Source organism: Paracoccus salipaludis (genome assembly GCF_002287065.1).
Lineage (GTDB): Bacteria > Pseudomonadota > Alphaproteobacteria > Rhodobacterales > Rhodobacteraceae > Paracoccus > Paracoccus salipaludis.
In genome coordinates this window covers 31,803-52,654 of the sequence record NZ_NSJZ01000018.1, presented here as the reverse complement: position 1 = coordinate 52,654, position 20,852 = coordinate 31,803, and the positions used below count along the sequence as shown (strand labels likewise).

The following is a 20,852-nucleotide window of genomic DNA, read 5'->3' as shown; positions in this document are numbered from 1 at the left end:
GCTGGGTTTCGACGGGGTGGGCATCTCGTCCCCTTCGGCGGTGCTCAGCGTCAGGCGGTTGCCGAAGTATTCGGTCGCCGGGTCCAGCACGGCCACGGCCTTCGACCCCCACAGGTCGATCCGCTTCTTGTTGGCGACATAGCCCGACGAGATGCTGGCCCGCCGCCCCGAGGGGAAGACCAGCTGCACCTGCCCGATGGCCTCGATCTCGCCGAAGCGGCCGTCGGGGGTTTCGGGCGAGAAGGTGGTGGCGACCAGGCGCTCGGGCACCTCGTCCAGAAGCCAGATCAGCCCGTTCAGCGAATAGATCCCGATGTCCATCAGCGACCCGCCGCCCGCGAGGGCGCGCACCATCCGCCACTGGTCGCGCTCGACCTCAGGGTCCAGCGGGCGGTGGTGGTCCGAGGTCGCATACCAGATGTCGCCCAGTTCGCCCTTCTGCACCATCTCCTTCAGGGCGGTGTTGTTCGGCTCGAAATGGGCGCGGTAGGCGATCATGATCCTGCGGTCGGCGGCGTTGGCCGCGTCCATCATCCGCTGCGCCGCAGCCGAGTTGTGGGCGAAGGGCTTTTCGCAGAAGACATGCTTGCCCGCCTCGAGTGCGGCGATCACGTTCTCCTCGTGGATGGCGTTGGGGGTGATGACGTAGACCACGTCCACGTCGTCGTTGTCGGCCAGCCCCTGCATCCCGTAGTCGTAGACCGAGGCTTCCGACACGCCCCAGGCCCCGGCCACCGCCAGCGCCTTGTCGCGGCTGCCCGAGATGAGCCCGGTCAGCTTGGCCTCGGCCGAGCGGCCGATGGCGGGAATGGCGTAGTTCTGCGCGAAATGCCCCAGCCCGCAGACGGCCCAGCCCACGCGCCGTTCGGGCGGCGAGGGGCGCGGGGTCGCGTCCAGTTCCGGCTCGGGCCGCCCGGCCGCCCGGCGTTCCAAGGGATCGGCGGGCGGGGTCTGCCCGCTGCCGATGGCGCGCCCGGCGGTCTCGGGCCCGGCGGTCTGGGCCAGGGCCTCCAGCCCGCCGAGGCCCAGCCCCATCCCGGCCCCGAGGCCGAGGGCCGAGGTCCGCATGAAGCCGCGGCGCGAGAAATCTGGCAGGTCGTTCATGGAAAGATCCACTTCCGCTGAGGGACCGAGAGGCAACTCGCCCTGCCGCCGAATGTTCCCGGGGCCCGAGGCTTCCACGCGCGCGCGGAACCGGACGGGGCCGCGGCGGGTTGCCCGAAGGCGCGCCCGCCGGCGTTCCGGCCCCGGGGTTGCGTCCCCTTCTGTTCCGCGAGGTTCCCTATGCCGAAGACCCGTCTGGCCGCCTCGGCTGCCGTTCTTGCCCTCGCCGCCGGGGGCGCCGCCCTGGCCCAGACGGCCGAGCCGCCGCCCCCGGTGTCCGAGCAGCTGAAGGATCCCAAGGCCGCCGACGTGACGGTCATGGGCAGCATCCTCGAACCCGCCCAGCTTGCCCCCACGCCCGAGCGGCTGGACCGCCTGTCCCTGCCCGAGGGCTTCGAAATCTCGGTCTTCGCCGAGAACCTGGTGAACCCGCGCATGATCGCCGTCGCGGATGACGGCACGCTGTACGTCTCGCGCCGCGAGGTGGGCGACCTTCTGATGCTGCGCGACACCGACGGCGACGGCCGCGCGGACCGGCAGCAGACGGTGGCCAGCCGCCCCGACCTGCATGGCGTCGCGCTGGACGGGGACACGGTCTACATCATCACCGTCACCGACATCTACCGCACGACGCGGCGCGAGGACGGCACGCTTGAACCCCTGGGCGAGCCGATCGTGGACGACCTGCCCACCGCCGGGCAGCACCCGAACCGCACGCTGGCCGTCGGGCCGGACGGGATGCTTTACGTTTCGGTCGGATCGACCTGCAACGCCTGCAACGAGCCCGACCCCCGGAACGCGACCATGATGCAGGTCGCCCCGGACGGCAGCACCTCGTCGATCTTCGCCAGCGGGCTGCGCAACACCATCGGCTTCGGCTTCGAGCCCGCGACGGGCGAGCTGTGGGGCATGGACCACGGCATCGACTGGCTGGGCGACAACGAGCAGCACGAGGAACTGAACCACATCGTCAAGGGCAACAAGTACGGCTGGCCCTATGTGTATGACGACGGCCGCTTCAACCCGCAGGACGACCCGCCCGCCGGCATCACCATGGAGGAATGGGCCGCCGAGAGCACGGCCCCCGTGGGGATGTATGTTCCCCATTCCGCGCCCATGCAGATGGCCTTCTACACCGGCGACGCCTTTCCCGAGGCGTATCGCGGCGACGCCTTTGTCGCGATGCGCGGGTCGTGGAACCGCCGCCCGCCCTCGGGCTACGAGGTGGTGCGCATCGACTTCGAGGACGGCAAGCCGGTCGGCTTCGAGCCCTTTGTCACCGGCTTCCTGATGGAGGACGCGGAAAGCCCCTCGGGCTGGGGCCACCTGGGGCGGCTCGCGGGGCTGGCGCAGGGGCCGGACGGCGCGCTCTACCTGTCGGACGACAAGAACGGCGTCATCTACCGCATCGCCCATGAGGGCGAGGGCGCGTCGGGCGGCGCCGCCGGCCTGACGCCGACCAACGGCGAGGGCGCGCAGGTCGGCACCGGGGGGCAGGACACGGCCACGGCCCCCTCGCCCGGCGAGGCGGCGCTGGCCATGGCCATCCTTGAGGCGCGGGGCGGCCCCATCGACGTGACTTCGCCCGCCTTTGCCGAGGGCCAGCCGATCCCCGACGCCCATGCGGCCGAGCACGAGAACGCCTCGCCCCCGCTCGACTGGGCTGAGGGCCCCGAGGGCACGCAAAGCTATGCCATCCTGGTCGAGGACCCGGACGTCGCCAAGGAACCGCCCTTTGTCCACTGGCTGATCTGGAACATTCCCGCCGACGTGACCGACCTGCGCGAGGGCATTCCCGGCACCCCGGCGCTGCCCCTGCCCGAGGGGGCGCGCCAGGGCGCGAACGACCAGGGCTCGACCGGCTGGTTCGGGATGCGGCCCCCGCTGGGGGACCCGGCGCATCCCTATCACTTCCAGGTGTTCGCGCTGGACACGCGGCTCGACCTGCCGGCGGGCGCGGGCAGGGCCGAGCTGCTGGGGGCGATGCAGGGCCATGTGCTGGCCGCAGGCGAGGTGGTCGGCACCTATGCGCGGCAGGCGCCCGCGCAATAAGGACGCAGGCCCGCCCGGCGAGGACAGGGCGGGCCGGACCTCCGGCAGGTTGCCTGCCGCGGCCGCGGCCTGTGCGGGAATGAACCGGAGGGCCGCGCGCCCGTCCCGGTTTCCCTGCCGCTGACCGCCGCGCAACGCGTCGAACCGCGGCGCCGCACGCCGGGCGGTCTACTTCTCGCGCGGCTCCTCCAGCCCCTCGCCGGTCGGTTGCAGGCGGCCGGCGCGGCGGGCGCGCAGGGCTTGGCACAGCGTCCGGGCGGCGTTGCGGACCTCGTCCTGCACCGCCTCGTCGCGGTCCAGTTCCTCGTGGCTGGTAGCGTAGGGCTTGAAGTAACCGATGTAGCGGTCCAGCTCGGCCTCGAAGCCCGCGCTTTCCATCTGGATCGAGCGCATCCAGTCGCTCAGGCTCCGGCGGACGTTCTCGGCCCCCTCGGCGTCGCCGTGCACCACGACCGAGAACAGCCGCCCCTTGAGATGGCGCGGATAGGACCAGCCCTTCAGTTCCTCGCGCTTGGCGGCCTTGGCGTCCTTGCCATGGGTCAGGGTCGGGTCGGGGTTGCCGCCGTCGGCGCAGACCAGCCGGTCCATCATCAGCTTCAGCCCCGAGGTCGGGCTGTACCAGTTCACGGGCGACACGATCATCACCCCGTGGGCCTCGACCCACATCGGATAGATCTCGTTCATCATGTCCTGTGTCTGCCCCAGCGAGTAGTTGGGATAGCACGAGCAGGGCCAGTGGCAGAGCGCGGCCGCCGTCGAGAAGCAGGCCTTGCAGGGATGGATGTTGCGCCCGTATTCCGAGGCGAGCCGCGACAGGTCGAGGAAGCGGACCGAGATCCCGGCCTCCTCCAGCACCTCGCGGGCAAGCTGCGCCAGCCGCCAGGATTTCGACAGCTCGCCCGGACAGGTGTGTTCCGACCGGCTGGAGCCGTTGACCAGCAGGACGCGCAGGGGGCCCGCAGGGTCGTCGTGGCGGGCCTGCGCGGCCTCGATCGCCTCGCGCGCCCCGATCCAGTCAAGCGCGAGGTCATAGTCCGGGTCGGCATAGCCGGGACCGGCCTTGCGGGTCCGGGGGCTCTTGCGCTGATGGGCATAGCCGTCCCAGGCAGCCTCCGCGATGCGGTCGAGCTCGGGGCCGAGCGCGTCGAAGGCCGGGTCCTGGAACTGGCTGCGGAAGCGGCGCTTGAACTCGGCCTCGTCGAGGCGCGGGCTGTCGGATCCGCTGCGCGGCTCGGGCGCGACGGCATTGCCGATCACGTGGCGAGCGATGTCCCTGATGCGCATGATGGCTCCTGTCCTTGGGCTACTTTCAACGCCGGAATCGTCGAACGGCTCCGTCAGCGACCCCGATCACGGGTCGGGCGCCCGCGATTCCTGCGCCATGCGCATCTCGATCTGCCCAGCACTGCCCCGCCAGACCATGCAGTGGGGCACCGCAGATGCCGGCTTGCGACGCCGGACGGCAACCTTGAATATTATCCTCAACCAAGGCCGGCCATCGCTTCCGCAGGTCCCCGTTCTGCTGGAAAGATGCCAGACGGGGCTTCTCCGGCGCAGGCGGGAAGCAGGCCTCAGGCGGCCATGTGACGGCAGCTTTCGGCACAGCGGCGGCACTGCTCGGCGCAGGCCTCCATGCCCTCGATGCCCTCGCAGCTTTCAGCGCAGGCCTCGCAGATCTCGGCACAGGCAGCACAGCTGTGCCGGTGCAGTTCCGAGCCTGTCAGCATCAGATGTGCGCTCGTGCGGCACATCTCGGCACAGGCGATCATGGTGCGGAAGTGGACGGGCTCGGTGTGCTTTCCGCCCGCCTCGAGGCAATGGTTCATCGCCTCGCCCAGGCAGGTCCGGTAGCAGGCGAGGCATTCGTCGATGCAGCTCTGCATCTCGGGTGTCATGGCGTGCATGGTCCATCCTTTCATTTGCGGCCGGTCGCGCTCGTGTGATCCGTCGGCGCCTCCCAGGGCTGGCAATGGCAGCGGAAGGACAACGGGCGGAGCGGACGGCCGTTCCCCGGCGACACGCCCGACCAGGCCGGGGCCTGCCGCGTCACTCGCGCTGCGGCAGGGTCCAGGCGATGACATGGTCGCCGATGGGTGTTTCCATGAAGTGGTGGCCACCGGCCATCATCACTAGGTATTGCCGGCCGCCCTGCTCGTAGACCATCGGGGTGGACTGCCCGCCCGCGGGCAGCACGTCCTCCCACAGCGTCTCGCCCGTCTCGATGTCGATGGCGCGGATGAGGTTGTCGGTGGTGGCGGCAATGAAGATCAGGCCCCCGGCTGTGACCACCGGGCCGCCGTTGTTGGGCGTGCCGATGGTGAAGGGCAGCATGGACGGGATGCCGAAGGGTCCGTTGCGGCGGGCCGAGCCGAGCGGCCGGTCCCACAGCGTCTCGCCGGTGGCCAGGTCGATGGCGCGGATGCCGCCATAGGGGGGCTGGGTGCAGAGGATCCCCGTCAGCGGCGCGCGCCAGCCGGCGTTGAGCTGGATCCCGTAGGGCGTGCCGACCTGCGGGTCGATGTCGTCGCGCGGCTGCCGGTCGCCCACCTGCGGCTCGTTAACGGCGGTGACGCCTTCCGCCTCGACCACCTCGCGGGGGACCAGACGGTTGTAGTTCGCGGTGTTGTTGTAATTGGCGATCAGCACGCCCCGCACGGGATCGAAGCCGAGGCTGCCCCAGTCCTGACCGCCGTTGTAGCCGGGAAACTGGATATAGGGCCGGTCGGCGGTGGGGGGCGTATAGGGCCCCTCGTAATAGGCACGGCGGAACTGGATGCGGCACCACATCTGGTCGAGGGGCGACATGCCCCACATCTGCCGCTCGGTCAGGTCGGGCATCAGCAGGCTGTGCCAGCGCGACACCGGCTGGGTGGGCGACAGGCGCTCGGGCTCGACCCCGCCCTGCGGCACCGGCACTTCCTCGACCTCGTGCAGCGGCTCGCCCGTACGGCGGTCCAGCACGAAGATGTCGCCCTGCTTGCTGGACAGGATGACGGCGGGAACGGTCCCGCCCTCGGCCGGAAAGTCCACAAGCGCGGGCTGGCTGCCCAGGTCATAGTCCCACACGTCGTAATGCACGGTCTGGAAATGCCACGCGGGGCGCCCAGTGGTCACGTCGATGGCCACCAGCGCGGTCGCGTATTCGTTTTCCGCCGCCGAGCGGTCGCCGCCCCAGTAGTCCACGGCGGAATTGCCCATGGGCAGGTAGACGAGGCCCAGATCCTCGTCGCCGGCGGCGATGGTCCACATGTTGGGGGTGCCGCGGGTGTAGGTCTCGCCCTCGGGCGGCAGGCCGGTCAGCCCGGGATTGCCGAGATCCCAGGCCCACAGCAGCTCGCCCGTGACCGCGTCATAGCCGCGGATCACGCCCGACGGCGCGTTGCGGGCCTGCCCGTCGCTGACCTGGTGCCCCATCACCGCAACACCGCGCACGATCGTGGAAGGCGAGGTCACGGCGACCCAACCCGGCACCGTGTCGCCCAGGCCGCGTTCAAGATCGACCTGCCCGTTCCGGCCGAAGCCCGTGCAGGCCTGCCCCGTCCGGGCGTCCACCGCGATCAGCCGTGCATCCAGCGTGCCGACCAGCACCCGCTCGGCGCAGAGGTCGAGGCGGTCGGCCGCCGGGTCCGCGTAATAGGCCACGCCGCGGCAGGTGGCGCTGTAGGGAATGGCGTCCTCGGACACGCCCGCCTCGAAGCGCCATTCCTGCAGCCCGGTCGCCGCGTCCACCGCGATGATGTCGCCCATCGCCGAGCAGAGCAGCAGGTCGTCGCCGATCTTCAGCGGCGTCGTCTCGGCCGCGTATTCGCCTTCGCTGTCGGCGTCGGGCATGTCGCCGGTGCGGTATTCCCACGCCCGTTCAAGCGAGGCGACGTTGTCGCGGCTGATCTGGTCGAGGGGAGAATAGCGCGTCCCGTGGATCGTGCCGCCATAGGCCGGCCAGTCGGCGCCCGTCTCCAGCATGGGCATGGCCCCAGCGGTCCCGGAGGCCGCAGCAGGCGCAGCCGCCTGTCCGGCTGCCGGTGCCTGCGCCGCGGGCGCCGCCGGCTGGCCAGCCGGTCCAACGCCGGATTCTCCGGCCGGGGCCTGCACGATGGGAGACACTTCCTCCTGGGCGATCGCGCGGTCGGGCTGGAGGAGTTGCTGCGCTCCCACGGCAGCGAGTGCAAGCCCGGCCACTGCCGCCCCACTGGCGCCGAGCGTCACGGCGGAGCCACGGTGGCGACCGGTGCGCCGCAGGACGGGGATCGTGAAGAGGACGAGGACCAGCAGCACGGTCGGGGCGACCACGCGCGGCACGAGCGGCCAGCCCTCCCAGCCGACCTCCCAGACTGCCCAGATCCAGGTTCCAAGATAGATCAGCAGATAAAGCCACAGCGCGGCCATGCGCTGCGTCATCAGCAGCACGCCCACCACAACGAGGCCCAGCCCCGCGATCAGGTAGTACCATGACCCGCCCAGCGTCATCAGCCAGACACCGCCGGCGACCAGCACCGCGCCGACCAGCAGGAAGACCACGCCGAGAATGATCGTGGCCCAACGTGCGACGGGATGGGCGCGGGGCACCGGATGCCGTGCGCCGGGGCGCTCGGCAGGGTGGATGGTGGATCGATCGTCAGGCCGGACGTGCGCCATCATCTCCTCCTCGGGACAGGTATCCATTCCCAATCGGTTCCGGGAACAGGGGTTCCCCCGAGACTGGCGTTCCACCTGGCACATGCCGCGGCATCGCGGCCATCGTCGCCAGATGCATGCTGTCGTCGGCACTGGAACCCGGCGCCGCGCGCCCGTGTTGCCGATAGGCCTGACCCGGCGCCTGCATGTCCATTGCCCAGAGGAGGAAACGATGAGCGCGGACGAGCCCACCGGAGTCGAGTCCACCCAGCAGCGGGAGGACACCCCCTATTACACCAACGCCACCGGAGGCTGGGGCTCGCTCAAGGGGGTCGCGCGCATCCTGGCCGACCAGAGGCCGACCGCGGGCGCGTTCCGCACCCTGATGCGACAGAACAAGCCGGGCGGGCACATGTGCACCTCCTGCGCCTGGACCAAGCCCGAGCATCCCCATCCCTTCGAGTTCTGCGAGAACGGCGCCAAGGCAACCATCTGGGACCTGACCCGCGACCGTTGCGGACCGGACTTCTTCGCCGAACACAGCGTGACCGAGCTGCGCGAGCTTTCCGACCATGATCTGGAAAAGACCGGCCGCCTGACCCATCCGATGCGCTATGACAGTGCGACCGACCGCTATGTCGAGACGACCTGGGACGAGGCGTTCGAGGGCATCGGGGCGCGGCTCGGGGCGCTCGATCCGAAGGCGACGGTCTTCTACACCTCGGGCCGGGCAAGCCTGGAAACATCCTATCTGTTCGCGCTGTTCGCACGCCTTTATGGGCACAACAACCTGCCCGACTCCTCGAACATGTGCCATGAGACGACCAGCGTGGGGCTGAAGAAGTTCATCGGCGTGTCGGTCGGCACCTGCGTGCTGGACGACTTCGACCACTGCGACATGATCATCTTCATGGGGCAGAACACGGGGTCGAACTCGCCCCGCTTCCTGCACACGCTGAAATCCGCGCGGGAACGGGGCTGTAGGATCGTCACCTTCAACCCGGTGCGCGAGCGCGGTCTGGTCGAGTTCACGAGCCCGCAGAACCCTGCGCAGATGACGGTGACGCCGCCGACCACGATTTCCGACCTTTACCTGCAGGTGAAGCCGGGGGGCGATGTCGCGGCGCTGGTGGGCATCTGCAAGCGCGTGATCGAGCAGGACGAACGGAACGACCGCCAGATCATCGACTATGCGTTCCTGGAAAGCCACACCACCGGCTACCAGGACTTCGCGGCCCGGATGAAGCAGATTTCCTGGGACGAGATCGAGCGGACCTCGGGACTGCGCCGCGCGGACCTGGAAACGGTCGGCGACATGTACTGCCAGGCCGAGAAGACCATCGGGATCTACGGCATGGGCCTGACCCAGCACGTCAAAGGCTGGCTGAACCTGGGGATGTATGTCAGCCTCCTGCTGCTGCGCGGGAACATCGGGCGGCAGGGGGCCGGCATCTCGCCCGTGCGCGGCCATTCCAACGTGCAGGGCCAGCGCACCGTGGGCATCACCGAGAAACCCAAGCTGGTCCCCAACGACAAGCTGCGCGAGCTGTTCGGCTTCGAGCCGCCGATGGAGGAGGGTCGCAACACCACGGCCTTGGTCGAGGGGCTGCTGGACGGTTCCGTCAAGGGCTTCATCTCGCTGGGGGGCAATCTTGCCCGCGCGATCCCCGACCGCGAAAGGGCCGAGCCCTGCTGGAGCAAGCTGGACCTGAACGTGCAGATCGCAACCAAGCTCAACCGCTCGCATCTGTTCCCGGGCCGGCACAGCTGGCTGCTGCCCTGCCTCGTGCGGTCCGAGGAGGACCGGCAGGCCACCGGGCCGCAGGCGGTGACGATGGAGGACAGCCTCAGCATGATCCACGGCTCATTCGGCAAGCGCAGTCCGGCTTCGCCGCAGCTGAAATCCGAGGTCGCCATCGTCGCGGGCATGGCCAAGGCCACGCTGCCGCCGAACCCCAAGGTGAAGTGGGACGACTGGACCGGCGACTACAGCCTGATCCGCGACCTGATCGAGGCGACCTATCCTGACAAGTTCAAGGACTTCAACGACCGGCTTTATACCCCCGGCGGCTTCCACCGCGGCAACAAGGCGCGCGAGCGGATCTGGCAGACCGACAGCGGCAAGGCCGAGTTCACCGCGCCCGAAACGCTCAGCGCGCTTGGCGCGGATGCCGCGGGCGATCAGATGACGATGGTCACACTGCGGTCGAACGACCAGTTCAACACAACCATCTACGGCTTCTCGGACCGTCTGCGGGGGCTGGCGGGGCGCGAGATCGTGCTGATCAACCCCGAGGAGATGTCGCGCCTGGGCCTTGCGGAAGGGCAACCCGTCAAGCTGGAATGCGCGATCAAGGATGGCCATGAACGGGTGGTCCGGGGCCTGCGCGTTGTCGGCTATGACCTGCCGGACGGCTGCGTGGCGGCCTATTACCCGGAAGTGAACCCGCTGGTCCCGGTCCACTATCGCGACGAGCTGTCCCACACCCCTGCCTACAAGGGCGTTCCCGTCCGCATCCGGCCCGACGACGCCGCCGGCGAGGCGAGGGCCGCCGAATGATCCCCGACGCGCTGATCGCGGGCAGCCTCGCGGGGCTCTACTGCGGACCGGCCCCCGATCCGGGCGCGATCTGGGGGCGCTGGAACCTCGATCCGCTGCTGCTTGCGGCGCTGGCCGCGCTGGCGCTGGGGATCGGCCGCTCATGGGCGGGGCTGGCGGCGGTCGCGGCGCTGGCCGCGGCCTTTGTCTCGCCGCTTTGTGCGCTGTCGGCGGCGCTGTTTTCGGCGCGGGTGGTCCATCACCTGCTGCTGGTGGCGCTCGCCGCGCCGCTGATCGCGCTCGCCTTGCCGGCAAAGGTGCCGCGAGGGGCCACGCCGCTGTTCCTGATCGCCACGGCGGTGCTGTGGGCCTGGCATCTGCCGCAGGCCTATGACGCGGCGATGGCGAACATGGGCCTTTACTGGGTCATGCAGGTGACGCTGCTGGGGACCGCCACCGCCTTCTGGCGGGCGGTGCTGGCGCCCGGGCAGCCGACCGGGCAGGCGGGGCTGGCGATCCTGGGGGCCTACATGCAGATGGGCCTGCTGGGGGCGCTGCTGACCTTTGCGCCCGATCCGCTGTATGCGATCCACCAGTGGGCGCCGCTGTCCTGGGGGTTCACGCCGCTTTCGGACCAGCAGCTGGGCGGGATCATCATGTGGGTGCCGGCGGGCATCCCCTATGCCGCTTTCGGCGCGCTGGTGGCGCTGCGGGCCTGGCGACGGCTGCAGGGGCGGCCGGCATGATCGGGTGGCTCGAGCCGGTCATCCCCCACCTCAAGGCCCTGCACGTCATCGCGCTGGCGCTGTGGGTCGGCGGCCTGTTCGGCCTGCCGGTCATGCTGGCGCGCCATGACCCGGCCATCGGGCAGGCCGACTTCACCCGGATCCGGCTGGCCTCGCACATCAGCTATGTCTGGGTCATCACGCCCGCGGCGGTGACGGCCATCGTCGCCGGCACCTGGCTGATCTTCCTGCGCGAGGTGTTCGTCCCCTGGATGTTCGCCAAGCTGGTCTTCGTGGCGCTGCTGATCGGCTTTCACGCCTGGATCGGCCACCACATCGTCAAGGTCGGCGAAACCGACGGCCGGCACGAGCCGCCGGGACCGCGCCTGCCGCTGCTGCTTCTGCTGGTGCCCGTCCTGACCATCCTGACGCTGGTCCTGCTGAAACCCGAGCTGGGGGAAATCCCCCTGCCCGGCTGGCTGACCGAGCCCCGCGGCCGTCAGCTGCCGGTTTCGGACGTGCCCAGATGGTAGTCGAAGACGAGCTTGCCGCCATGCCACCCGGTCGCGCCCACCATGAAAACGCTGAAGCCCGACAGCAGGATGCCGTAGGGCAGCACCGCCTCCTCGTAGCCGTAAAGCCGATAGCCCCAGTTCGCGCCCAGGATCGACAGCAGCACGACCGCGATCCCGGCATGGGTCCAGGCCGCGGCCCGCGCCCGGATGCCGGGCACGAACAGCAGCTCCAGCGTGCCCGTGAAGGCCGCGGCCACGCCGATCAGGAAGGCCATGCCCGCCGCCCACAGTGCCGCCCGCGCCCAGAAGCTGTCGCCCGTCCACCAGTAGAACAGGTCGGCGCCGAAGGTGCAGAAGGTCAGCGCGATGGGAAAGGCCACGCTCATCGCATGAAGCGGATGGCCCGCGATCGCGATGGTGGAGGATGTCTGGTGAAAGCCGGGCAGGTCGGCGATCGGGTCCTCGTAAGGGCCCTCCTGCTCCTTGCCGTGGCCCTGCTTTCCGCCCTGATCGACGCCGGGCGCCGCGTCGTCGCCCTTGTTTTGCGCCTGGCCTTCCTGCTGCGGTTGGTCGTCCTGCGTCTCGTTCTTGTCCTTGGCCATCGGCGCCTTCCCCTCAGGATCATGGTCGGGGGGTCAACGCCCCTTGTGCTCGCCGGTTGCGAGGAGCGGCTGTCCGCCGTCCATCCGGCCGGTCCCGCGGCCGACATCATCGCCACCCTCTGGTGGGTCATGCTGGGTGGCGCAGCGGCGATCTTCCTGCTGGTCGTGGTCCTGCTGGCGCTGGCCTTCCGCCGGGACGAGGGGCCTTCGGGCGAGACCGCGGACAAGCGGCGCGAGACGGTCTGGATCAAGGGGCTGGGCCTTGGCTTTACGATGACGGTGCTGGCCGCCCTGACCGCCTGGGGGCTGTTGATCGGAGAGCGGCTGCTGCCCCGCCCCGGCCCCGACATCGTCACGGTCGAGGCCGAGGGGCGGCAATGGGCCTGGCGCTTTTCCTATCCCGACCAGCCGGGCCGCGTGACCGAGGATGTGCTGCACATCCCTGCAGGCCGCCCCGTCGATGTCAGGATTACCAGCACCGACGTGATCCACAGCTTCTGGGTGCCGCGGCTGGCGGGCAAGCTCGACGCGATCCCAGGCCATGTGAACGTCCTGCGCCTTGAGGCGTGGGAGCCGGGCGAATACGCCGGCGTCAGCGCCGAGTTCAGCGGCGCGGGCTACCGCAGCCACGGCTTCACCGTGATTGCCCATGACGCTGCCGCCTGGGATGCATTTCTGGCCGAGGAGTTGCCGTGACCGAGAAGAAACGCATGACCGCGCTGCGCCTGCACAAGGCGCTGTATCCGATCTGGCGGAACGATCCCGGCTGGAAGGGCGTGCTCACCACGGTCAACAACAACACCATCGGCAACATGTTCATCCTGGGCGCAACCGGCATGTTCCTGGCCGGCGGCATTCTCGCCATGCTGATCCGCGCGCAGTTGGCCTCGCCTCGGTCCGCCTTCATGGGTCCCGAGATCTACAACCAGATCTTCACGATGCACGGGACCATCATGATGTTCCTGTTCGCCATCCCCTTCTTCGAGGCGCTGACCGTCTTCCTGCTGCCGGGGATGCTGGGGACGCGCGACCTGGCCTTCCCGCGCCTCAGTTCCTACGGCTTCTGGTGCTACATGATCGGCAGCACGATCATGATCGTCGCCCTTGTGGCGGGGGTCGCGCCCGATGGGGGCTGGTTCATGTATCCGCCGCTGTCCTCCAGCGCCTATTCTTCCGGCATCAACACCGACATCTGGCTTCTGGGGATCAGCTTCATCGAGATCTCGGCCATCGGCGCCGCGGTCGAGGTCGTCGTCACCGTGCTGCGCTATCGCGCCGTCGGCATGTCGCTGGACAAGCTGCCGATCTTCGCCTGGTACATGCTGGTCGTGGCGGTGATGATCCTGACCGCCTTCCCGCCGATGATCCTCGGCTCGCTGATCCTGGAGCTGGAGCGGGCCTTCGACATGCCCTTCTTCCAGGCCGAGCACGGCGGCGACAGCCTGCTGTGGCAGCACCTGTTCTGGCTGTTCGGCCACCCCGAGGTCTACATCATCTTCCTGCCCGCCGCGGGCGTGATCTCGATGGTCCTTCCCGTCATGGCGCGCACCACGCTGCTGGGCTATGGCTGGGTGGTGGCGGCGGCGATCTCGCTGGCGGTCCTCAGCTTCGGGCTGTGGGTCCACCACATGTTCACCACCGGCATCCCGCACATGGGGCTGGCCTTCTTCTCGGCGGTCTCGACGCTGGTCGCGGTGCCCACGGGCGTGCAGATCTTCGCCTGGATCGGCACGCTGTGGAAGGGCCGCCCCGAGATGCACCTGCCGATGCTGTGGATCCTCGGCTTCTTCGTCACCTTCGTGATGGGCGGGCTGACCGGGGTCATGGTGGCCATGGTGCCCTTCGACTGGCAGGCGCATGACAGCTATTTCGTCGTCGCGCACCTGCATTACGTCCTGATCGGCGGCTATGTTTTCCCGATGATCGCCGGCATCTATTACTGGATGCCGGTCCTGACCGGGCGCAAGCGCTTCTTCCGCATGGGCGAGACCGCCTTCTGGCTGGTCATGGTGGGGTTCCACGGAACCTTTCTGCTGCTGCACTGGGCGGGCCTTCTGGGGATGCGGCGGCGGATCGACACCGTCGAGGCAGGGTCGGGGTGGGAGTCCATCAACCTGCTCGCCTCGATCAGCGGCTTCGTCCTGGCGATCGGCTTCGGTCTGGTGATCCTGGACGTGGCGGTGAACGCCTTTGTCGCGGTGCGCGGCCCCCGCAACCCGTGGAAGGCGGGGACGCTGGAATGGGCGACGCCGATCCCCGGCCCCTCCTACAACGTCGCCTCGATCCCGGTCATCAGCAGCCGCTATCCGCTGCACGACAATCCCGACCTGCCGGTGCAGATCGCCCGCGGCGAGGGCTTCCTGGCCTGGCCCGACCGCAACCGGCGCGAGACGCTGGCGGTCAGCATTTCGCGCGGCGAGCCCGAGTTCATCTCGGTGTTCCCCAAGAACACGATCGTGCCCTTCGTGATGGCCGTCGTCACCAGCGTCATGTTCATGGCGCCGGTGTTCAAATGGTACTGGCTCATGTTCATCGCGGCCGCAGGGGTGACGGTGCTGGCACTTGTCTGGGCCTGGGCGAACGGCTCGCGCCGGGACGAGGGGCTGCTGGACGCCGGCCGGGGTGTGTCCCTGCCCCCTCATACCGAGGTCGCCTATAAGCCCGGCTGGTGGGGGTCGCTGTTCCTGCTGCTGGCGGACTCGGTGCTGTTCGGCTCGCTGCTGTTCGGCTATGCCTTCCTGTGGACGGTTGCCCCGAACTGGCCGCCGCCCCGGATCCTGCAGCCCGGCATCCTGGGACCGGTCCTGGCGCTTGCCGGGGTGGCGCTTGCCAGCAGCGGCATCCGCCTGGGCGACCGCGCGATCCGCGAGGACGGCGCGCCCTGGAGGGGCCTGCTGGCCAGCCTTGCAGGGCTTGCCGCCTTGGGGGCCGCCGCCGCGACGGTGTTCGCCGGGACGACCTACAACGCCCATGCCTATGACGCGACGCTGTGGGTGATCGCAGGCTATGTCATCTTCCACGCCGGTCTGGCGGGGCTGATGGTGCTGTTCCTGCTGTGCCGCATCGGCACGGGCTATGTCTCGGCCCGGCGCTTCGGCGATGCGCGCGTGGTGCGGCTCTGGATCGACTATGCCGTGCTGACCGCGGCCCTGGGCCTTGGCGCGGCCTGGCTGCCGGGAGTGCTGCCATGACCGACATCCTGCGCATCTCGGTCCCCATCACCGTCTGGATCGCCGCCTTCAGCGCGGTCTACGGGCTCGAGGGCGTCATCTGCTCGGACCTGTGGCGTGGCGCGGGGCTGAGCCTCGGCCAAGGACGCGGCGCGCTGGTCGCGACCTGGGTCGCCGCCATCGCGCTGCAGGTCGCCCTGCTGGTAGCGCTGCGCAGCCGGCGCTTTGCCTCGCCCCACCCTTGGGTGCAGCGGCTCGCCACGATCCTGGGCTGCGTCGCGTTGGTCGCCACGGTGTGGAGCCTCATGCCGGTGGCGACCACCTCGCTCTGCCTGTGAGGCGGGCGGAGCAAGAGAAAGGTCCGCCCCAGGGGCCGCGACCAAGAAACCTTTCTCGAAGTCCCCACGCGCAGCGGGATACTGCTTCGCGGGACCATACACCTATCGCTTGCGGGGCGGCGGCGGCTTGTGGGCCGTCAACGCCTGACCTGCCGGTTCTGAGGATTGCTTTGTAAATCCCTCCAACGGGCCGACAGGCTCGAAATCCCGGGTGATCTCTACCTCGCTCAGGGCATAGGCTGTCAGCAGTTCCGCAACTGACCGCAGAGAATGCATGTGGATCCGCTCATATCCGTGGCTCGCATCGATGCCAAAGGTGACAAGCGCGGTCCGCACATCCGCGCCCGCCTCGATTGCCGAGGCGCTGTCCGAGCGGTAATAGCGGAAGATGTCCTTGCGAAAGCGGATGTCGTTTGCCCGGCACAGGTTCACCAGCTTCTGCGTCAGGTGGTAATCGAACGGACCCGTCATGTCGGCCATGGAGATCGTGACGCCGAATTCCGACGAATTCTGCCCCGGCGCCGAAGTGCCATTGTCCACCGCCACCATCGAAGCCACGTCCGGCAGAAGGATCGACGCGGCGCCATGGCCCACCTCTTCCGAAATGGTGAACAGCCAGTAGACGTCCACCGGCGGCTCAGGCCCGTCCTTCATCGCCTTCAGCGCGGCCAGCATCAGCGCCACGCCCGCCTTGTTGTCCAGGTGCCGCGACACGATGAAGCCGTTCCCGAGGAACTCCGGCTGCGGGTCGATGGCCACGATATCCCCCACGTCGATTCCCAGCCGAACGAGGTCATCGTGTGTCTGGGCACGGGCATCGACGCGCAGTTCCACATGGGGCCAGCCGGTGGGCTGGGTGTCGATTTCGTCGGCATAGGTGTGGCCCGAAGCCTTCAGGGGCAGGATCGTTCCCCGGTAGGTGCCGCGCTCGCAGAAGATGGTCGTGCGTGCCCCCTCGGCGAAGCGAGCCGACCATGAACCAATGGGGACCAGTTCAAGGCGCCCGTTGGCCTTGAGCGCCTTCACCTGTGCACCCAGCGTATCGACATGGCCCACGATGGCCCGTGCGCCCTTCGGCTGCGCTCCCTTCATGTGGGCGCGGATTGCCCCGCGCCGTGTCAGGACGTAGTCGAAGCCCAGCGATTCCAGTTCGTGGCAGACATGGCGCACCACGCTGTCGGTATAGCCGGTAGGGCTTGGTATCTGCAGAAGCGCGGCAAGCTGCGCCCCAAGATAGTCGATGTCGATGGCCAGCCGCGGTGTTGCCTCGGTCATCGCTCAGGCCCCGATGTCCTGCAGCCACATCTCCAGCACCGCCGCCTGCCACAGTTCCGAGCCGCGCAGCCGGGTGATGTGATCGGCGGGCGCGGCGAACAGCTGCTCCAGCCAATCCTCGCGGAAGATCCCGCGCTCGCGTGCGGCGGGCGCGGTCAGGGCGTCGCGCACCATGTCGAGATACGGCCCCTCGATGTATTTCAGCGCGGGCACCGGGAAATAGCCCTTGGGCCGGTCGATCACCTCGGAGGGGATGACAAGCCGCGCCGCTTCTTTCAGGACGCCCTTGCCACCCTGCGCCAGCTTGTGCCAGGCGGGAATGCGGCCCGCCAGTTCCACCAGCTCGTGGTCGAGGAAGGGCACCCGCGCCTCGAGGCCCCAGGACATGGTCATGTTGTCCACCCGCTTCACCGGGTCGTCCACCAGCATCACGTTGGTATCGAGGCGCAGGGCCTTGTCGACGGGATCATCGGCACCGGCTTGCGCGAAATGCGCCTGCACGAAACCCAGGCTCTCGTCCCGGTCGGCCATGTAGTCGGGCGACAGTTGCATCGACAGCCGCTGGTGCGAGCGGTCGAAGAAGGCGGCGGCATAGTCCGCCACCGGGTCCGAGGACCCCGCAAGCGGCGGATACCAGTCGTAGCCGCCGAAGACCTCGTCCGCGCCCTGTCCCGACTGCACCACCTTGATCGTCTTCGAGACCTCGCGCGACAGCAGATAGAACCCGATGTTGTCATAAGACACCATCGGCTCGGACATGGCCCCGATGGCGCCGGGCAGGTTCTCGCGCATCTCCTCGCTGGGGATGAAGATCTTGTGGTGATTGGTGCCGTAGTGCCTTGCGATCAGGTCGGAATAGACGAACTCGTCGCCCTTCTCGCCCTTCGCCTCCTCGAAACCGATGGAATAGGTGGCAAGGTTGCGCTGCCCTTCCTCGGCCAGAAGCCCGACGATCAGCGAACTGTCCACGCCCCCCGACAGCAGCACGCCCACCGGCACGTCCGACACCATCCGCCGGCGCACGGACACCCGCAGCGCCTCCAGCACCATGTCGCGCCATTCCTCTGCCGGGCGGGCCTCGTCCTCGGCCGAGCGGGTGAAGTCGGGCTGCCAGAAGACGCGGTCGCTGTGCCGGCCATCCGCCTCGTAGGTGCGGATCGTCGCGGCAGGCAGCTTGCGCACCCCCGCCAGGATCGTCCGGGGCGCCGGAACCACGGCGTGCCAGGTCATGTAGTGATGCAGGGCGACGCGGTCGATGCTGCGGTCCACGTCGCCCGCCGCCAGCAGCGCCCGCAGCGTCGAGGCGAAGCGCAGGCCCCCCGGCACTTCAGCGTAATAAAGCGGCTTGATCCCGAAACGGTCGCGCACCAGCGTCACGGACCCGCTTTTCCAGTCATGCACGGCAAAGGCGAACATGCCGATCAGCCGATCGACCGTGGCCGGACCCCATTGCGACCAGGCCCGCAGGATGACCTCGGTGTCCGAGGTGGAACGGAAGCTGTGGCCCAGTTCCTGCAGTTCCCGCCGCAACTGCGGATAGTTGTAGATGCAGCCGTTGAACACCAGCGACAGCCCAAGCTCCCCGATCACGAAGGGTTGGGCCCCGGCCTCTGTCGGGTCGATCACCATGAGGCGGCGGTGCCCGAAGCCCACGGGGCCGCGAACGAAGATCCCCGACCCGTCCGGCCCCCGCCGGGCCATCGTCTCGGTCATGGCCTGCAGGCGGCGCTCCGACGCCTTGTTGTCGGAGAAGAAGATCTCGCCGCAAATGCCGCACATGAGAGAGGGTTCCTTTCAGTACTTCCAATAGTGGGCAACCCAGTCAGCTACCTGCCGGGTCCACTGGCGGGACCAACAGCCACCTCCGGGATTGGTTCCGCCCTCGGCCTTCTGGAACAAAGCGGCCCCTCCCCTGTTCCTATGGGGCATCGGCGAACAGATGCGGACTGAAAGCGGGCGCCCAAGAGCATGGGCCAACGGAGAGCGTAGTGGCAGACAGACTTACCCTGATGCAGCAAGAAGCGGACACGCCGGCGCGCGGCGAAAAAGAGAACGCCTTCGTGGATTGCGGATGGGGCCGGCTGATCTTCGCGAACACCTTCCGCGACACGGCCACGCTCGTCTCGACCCTCCGGTCCGAGCAGGACGGCCAGCGCGACATCGCCTTCTACGTCGACGAACCGCAGATGGTGCTTGCCGGCGCGCCGCAGTCCTTGTTCCTCGACCCGTCGCTTTGCTATCGGCTCGACCTTTCGGACCACGCTCCGCTTTCCACCGATGGCCTGCCCTTCCACATCCGCCCCCTCAAGGACGAGGCCGATGCCCAGGGCGCCAGCAATGTCTATGCCGCGCGGGGCATGATCCCCCTGCCCTCCAGCTTCAACGGCAGCGACGGCCCCGTGACCCTTCTCGTGGCCGAGGACAACAACAGCGGCGAGATCCTCGGCGCAGTGATGGGGGTGGATCATGTCGAGGCCTTCGGCAATGCCACGGGCGGCGCCTCGCTCTGGAGCCTGGCCGTCGCGCCTTCGGCCCCGCATGGGAAAGTCGGCGAATATCTCGTGCGCGCGCTTGCCGACCGCTTCCGCGCTCTGGGCCGCGCCTATCTCGACCTGACGGTGATGCAGGACAATGCCGAGGCGAGCGCCCTTTACGAAAAGCTGGGTTTCGTCCGCGTCCCGGTGTTCTCGGTGAAATGCAGGAACCGCATCAACGAAAGGCTTTATGCCGGCACAAATCCGGCCGCCGACCTGAATCCCTATGGCCGTATCATCGTCGAGGAGGCCCTGCGCCGCGGCATCCATACCGAGGTGATCGACGCCGAGGGCGGCTTCTTCAAGCTCACCTACGGCGGCCGCACCGTCGCCTGCCGGGAATCGCTGAGCGAGTTCACCTCTGCCGTGGCCATGTCGATCTGCGACGACAAGCGCGTCACCCGCCGGATCGTCGAGGCCGCAGGCGTCCGCGTGCCGCGCCAGATCATCCAGGCCGACCCCGAAGCGATCCGCGCCTTCCTGAAGGACGCCCGCAAGGTCGTGGTCAAGCCGGCGCGCGGCGAACAGGGCAACGGCGTTTCTGTCGGCCTTTCCACCCCCGAACAGGTGCAGGAGGCCATTGCCCGCGCCCGCACCTACTGCGCCGATGTCGTGGTCGAAGAGTTCCACGAAGGCGAGGACCTGCGCCTGGTGGTGATCGACTACCGCGTGGTTGCTGCCGCCCTGCGCCGCCCCCCGCGCGTGGTGGGCAATGGCCGCGACACCATCTACGAGTTGATCAAGGCGCAAAGCCGCCGCCGCAGCGCCGCCACCGGAGGCGAAAGCACCATCCCCGTCGATGCCGAGACCGAGGCCTGCCTTGCCGAGAACGGCCACACCCTCGACGACATCCTGCCCGAGGGAGCAGAGGTCATGGTGCGCAAGGCGGCCAACCTGCACACCGGCGGCACGATCCATGATGTCACCGACCAGACCCATCCCCAGCTGATCGAGGCCGCCATCCGCGCCGCGCGCGCCATCGACATCCCCGTCACCGGCATTGACCTGATCGTGAAATCCCCGACCCAGCCCGACTACGTGTTCATCGAGGCAAACGAGCGCCCGGGCCTGGCCAATCATGAACCCCAGCCAACAGCGGAGCGCTTCATCGACCTGCTGTTTCCGCTCTCGATCCCCGCACCGAAAGATGCAGCACGGGATGGTCTTCCCGCTGAAAAGTGGTCGTCCCTGAAGTAGGCTTTCAACCGGCTGGAGGACTTCACCAATCTTCGGTCGTCGTGTGCCTGGCAGGGGATCACGGAAGCTGCTTCGAAAAGAAGACTGCGCGTGAGACGGTCACCGCATTTCGAGGTGCATTTACCGACGTCGAATCTGCCCGATTCATACCGAGGCTGTTGAAAAAACTCCCTTTGGCTCGGCTGAG

The 20,852-nt window shown here is 68.4% G+C and carries 15 protein-coding genes; 8 read left to right on the top strand and 7 right to left on the bottom strand.

Annotated features, from left to right (window positions below):
- Positions 1-1,104: Gfo/Idh/MocA family protein (locus CK240_RS15035; protein ID WP_205957865.1), on the bottom strand; the 1,104-nt coding region annotated here is incomplete at its 3' end.
- 180 nt (positions 1,105-1,284) lie between these two features.
- Here CK240_RS15035 and CK240_RS15030 point away from each other — a divergent pair.
- On the top strand, positions 1,285-3,156 hold the full coding sequence (locus CK240_RS15030) for a YbhB/YbcL family Raf kinase inhibitor-like protein (protein WP_095641148.1): 1,872 nt from the start codon (positions 1,285-1,287) through the stop codon (positions 3,154-3,156).
- Positions 3,157-3,324: 168 nt separating this feature from the next.
- Here CK240_RS15030 and CK240_RS15025 read toward each other — a convergent pair whose 3' ends face one another.
- The 3 genes from CK240_RS15025 to CK240_RS15015 form a co-directional block, all read right to left on the bottom strand.
- Positions 3,325-4,440 (bottom strand): flavodoxin family protein, encoded by a 1,116-nt coding sequence (locus CK240_RS15025; protein WP_095641147.1) that lies wholly within the window; start codon positions 4,438-4,440, stop codon positions 3,325-3,327.
- 287 nt (positions 4,441-4,727) lie between these two features.
- Positions 4,728-5,060: a four-helix bundle copper-binding protein gene (locus CK240_RS15020; RefSeq protein ID WP_095641146.1), complete on the bottom strand. Its 333-nt coding sequence runs from the start codon at positions 5,058-5,060 to the stop codon at positions 4,728-4,730.
- Positions 5,061-5,202: 142 nt separating this feature from the next.
- The gene (locus CK240_RS15015; protein WP_240517474.1) at positions 5,203-7,818 is read right to left on the bottom strand and encodes a membrane-bound PQQ-dependent dehydrogenase, glucose/quinate/shikimate family; all 2,616 of its coding nucleotides are present in this window, start codon (positions 7,816-7,818) and stop codon (positions 5,203-5,205) included.
- 184 nt (positions 7,819-8,002) lie between these two features.
- Between CK240_RS15015 and CK240_RS15010 the strand changes: the two genes are divergently transcribed.
- Genes CK240_RS15010 through CK240_RS15000 form a run of 3 tightly spaced genes read left to right on the top strand, consistent with a single transcriptional unit; the run spans position 8,003 to position 11,567 of the window.
- Positions 8,003-10,330 carry an FdhF/YdeP family oxidoreductase gene (locus tag CK240_RS15010; protein WP_095641145.1) on the top strand — a complete coding sequence of 776 codons (2,328 nt, stop codon included), beginning with the start codon at positions 8,003-8,005 and terminating at the stop codon, positions 10,328-10,330.
- On the top strand, positions 10,327-11,055 hold the full coding sequence (locus CK240_RS15005; protein ID WP_095641144.1) for a cytochrome c oxidase assembly protein: 729 nt from the start codon (positions 10,327-10,329) through the stop codon (positions 11,053-11,055). Before CK240_RS15010 ends, CK240_RS15005 begins: the two co-directional genes overlap by 4 nt.
- On the top strand, positions 11,052-11,567 hold the full coding sequence (locus tag CK240_RS15000) for a CopD family protein (protein WP_095641143.1): 516 nt from the start codon (positions 11,052-11,054) through the stop codon (positions 11,565-11,567). The genes CK240_RS15005 and CK240_RS15000 overlap by 4 nt, the downstream gene beginning before the upstream one ends.
- On the opposite strand, the gene CK240_RS14995 is transcribed toward CK240_RS15000, so the two are convergent.
- Positions 11,534-12,151 (bottom strand): DUF2231 domain-containing protein, encoded by a 618-nt coding sequence (locus tag CK240_RS14995; RefSeq protein WP_095641142.1) that lies wholly within the window; start codon positions 12,149-12,151, stop codon positions 11,534-11,536. The genes CK240_RS15000 and CK240_RS14995 overlap by 34 nt on opposite strands.
- Positions 12,152-12,172: 21 nt before the next feature.
- Between CK240_RS14995 and CK240_RS14990 the strand changes: the two genes are divergently transcribed.
- Genes CK240_RS14990 through CK240_RS14980 form a run of 3 tightly spaced genes read left to right on the top strand, consistent with a single transcriptional unit; the run spans position 12,173 to position 15,659 of the window.
- Positions 12,173-12,847 carry a cytochrome c oxidase subunit II gene (locus CK240_RS14990; protein ID WP_095641141.1) on the top strand — a complete coding sequence of 225 codons (675 nt, stop codon included), beginning with the start codon at positions 12,173-12,175 and terminating at the stop codon, positions 12,845-12,847.
- Between the two features lie 14 nt (positions 12,848-12,861).
- Positions 12,862-15,342: a cbb3-type cytochrome c oxidase subunit I gene (locus CK240_RS14985; protein ID WP_095641151.1), complete on the top strand. Its 2,481-nt coding sequence runs from the start codon at positions 12,862-12,864 to the stop codon at positions 15,340-15,342.
- Positions 15,339-15,659: a hypothetical protein gene (locus CK240_RS14980; RefSeq protein WP_095641140.1), complete on the top strand. Its 321-nt coding sequence runs from the start codon at positions 15,339-15,341 to the stop codon at positions 15,657-15,659. Before CK240_RS14985 ends, CK240_RS14980 begins: the two co-directional genes overlap by 4 nt.
- Positions 15,660-15,761: 102 nt before the next feature.
- Here CK240_RS14980 and CK240_RS14975 read toward each other — a convergent pair whose 3' ends face one another.
- Positions 15,762-16,934 (bottom strand): osmoprotectant NAGGN system M42 family peptidase, encoded by a 1,173-nt coding sequence (locus CK240_RS14975; protein ID WP_095641139.1) that lies wholly within the window; start codon positions 16,932-16,934, stop codon positions 15,762-15,764.
- A gap of 3 nt (positions 16,935-16,937) precedes the next feature.
- On the bottom strand, positions 16,938-18,713 hold the full coding sequence (locus tag CK240_RS14970) for an N-acetylglutaminylglutamine amidotransferase (protein WP_095641138.1): 1,776 nt from the start codon (positions 18,711-18,713) through the stop codon (positions 16,938-16,940).
- A gap of 209 nt (positions 18,714-18,922) precedes the next feature.
- On the opposite strand from CK240_RS14970, the gene ngg reads away from it, so the two are divergent.
- A complete protein-coding gene (gene ngg, locus CK240_RS14965; protein ID WP_240517467.1) occupies positions 18,923-20,665 on the top strand; it encodes an N-acetylglutaminylglutamine synthetase in 1,743 nt (580 codons plus the stop codon).
- The last annotated feature ends 187 nt before the right edge of the window (positions 20,666-20,852 follow it).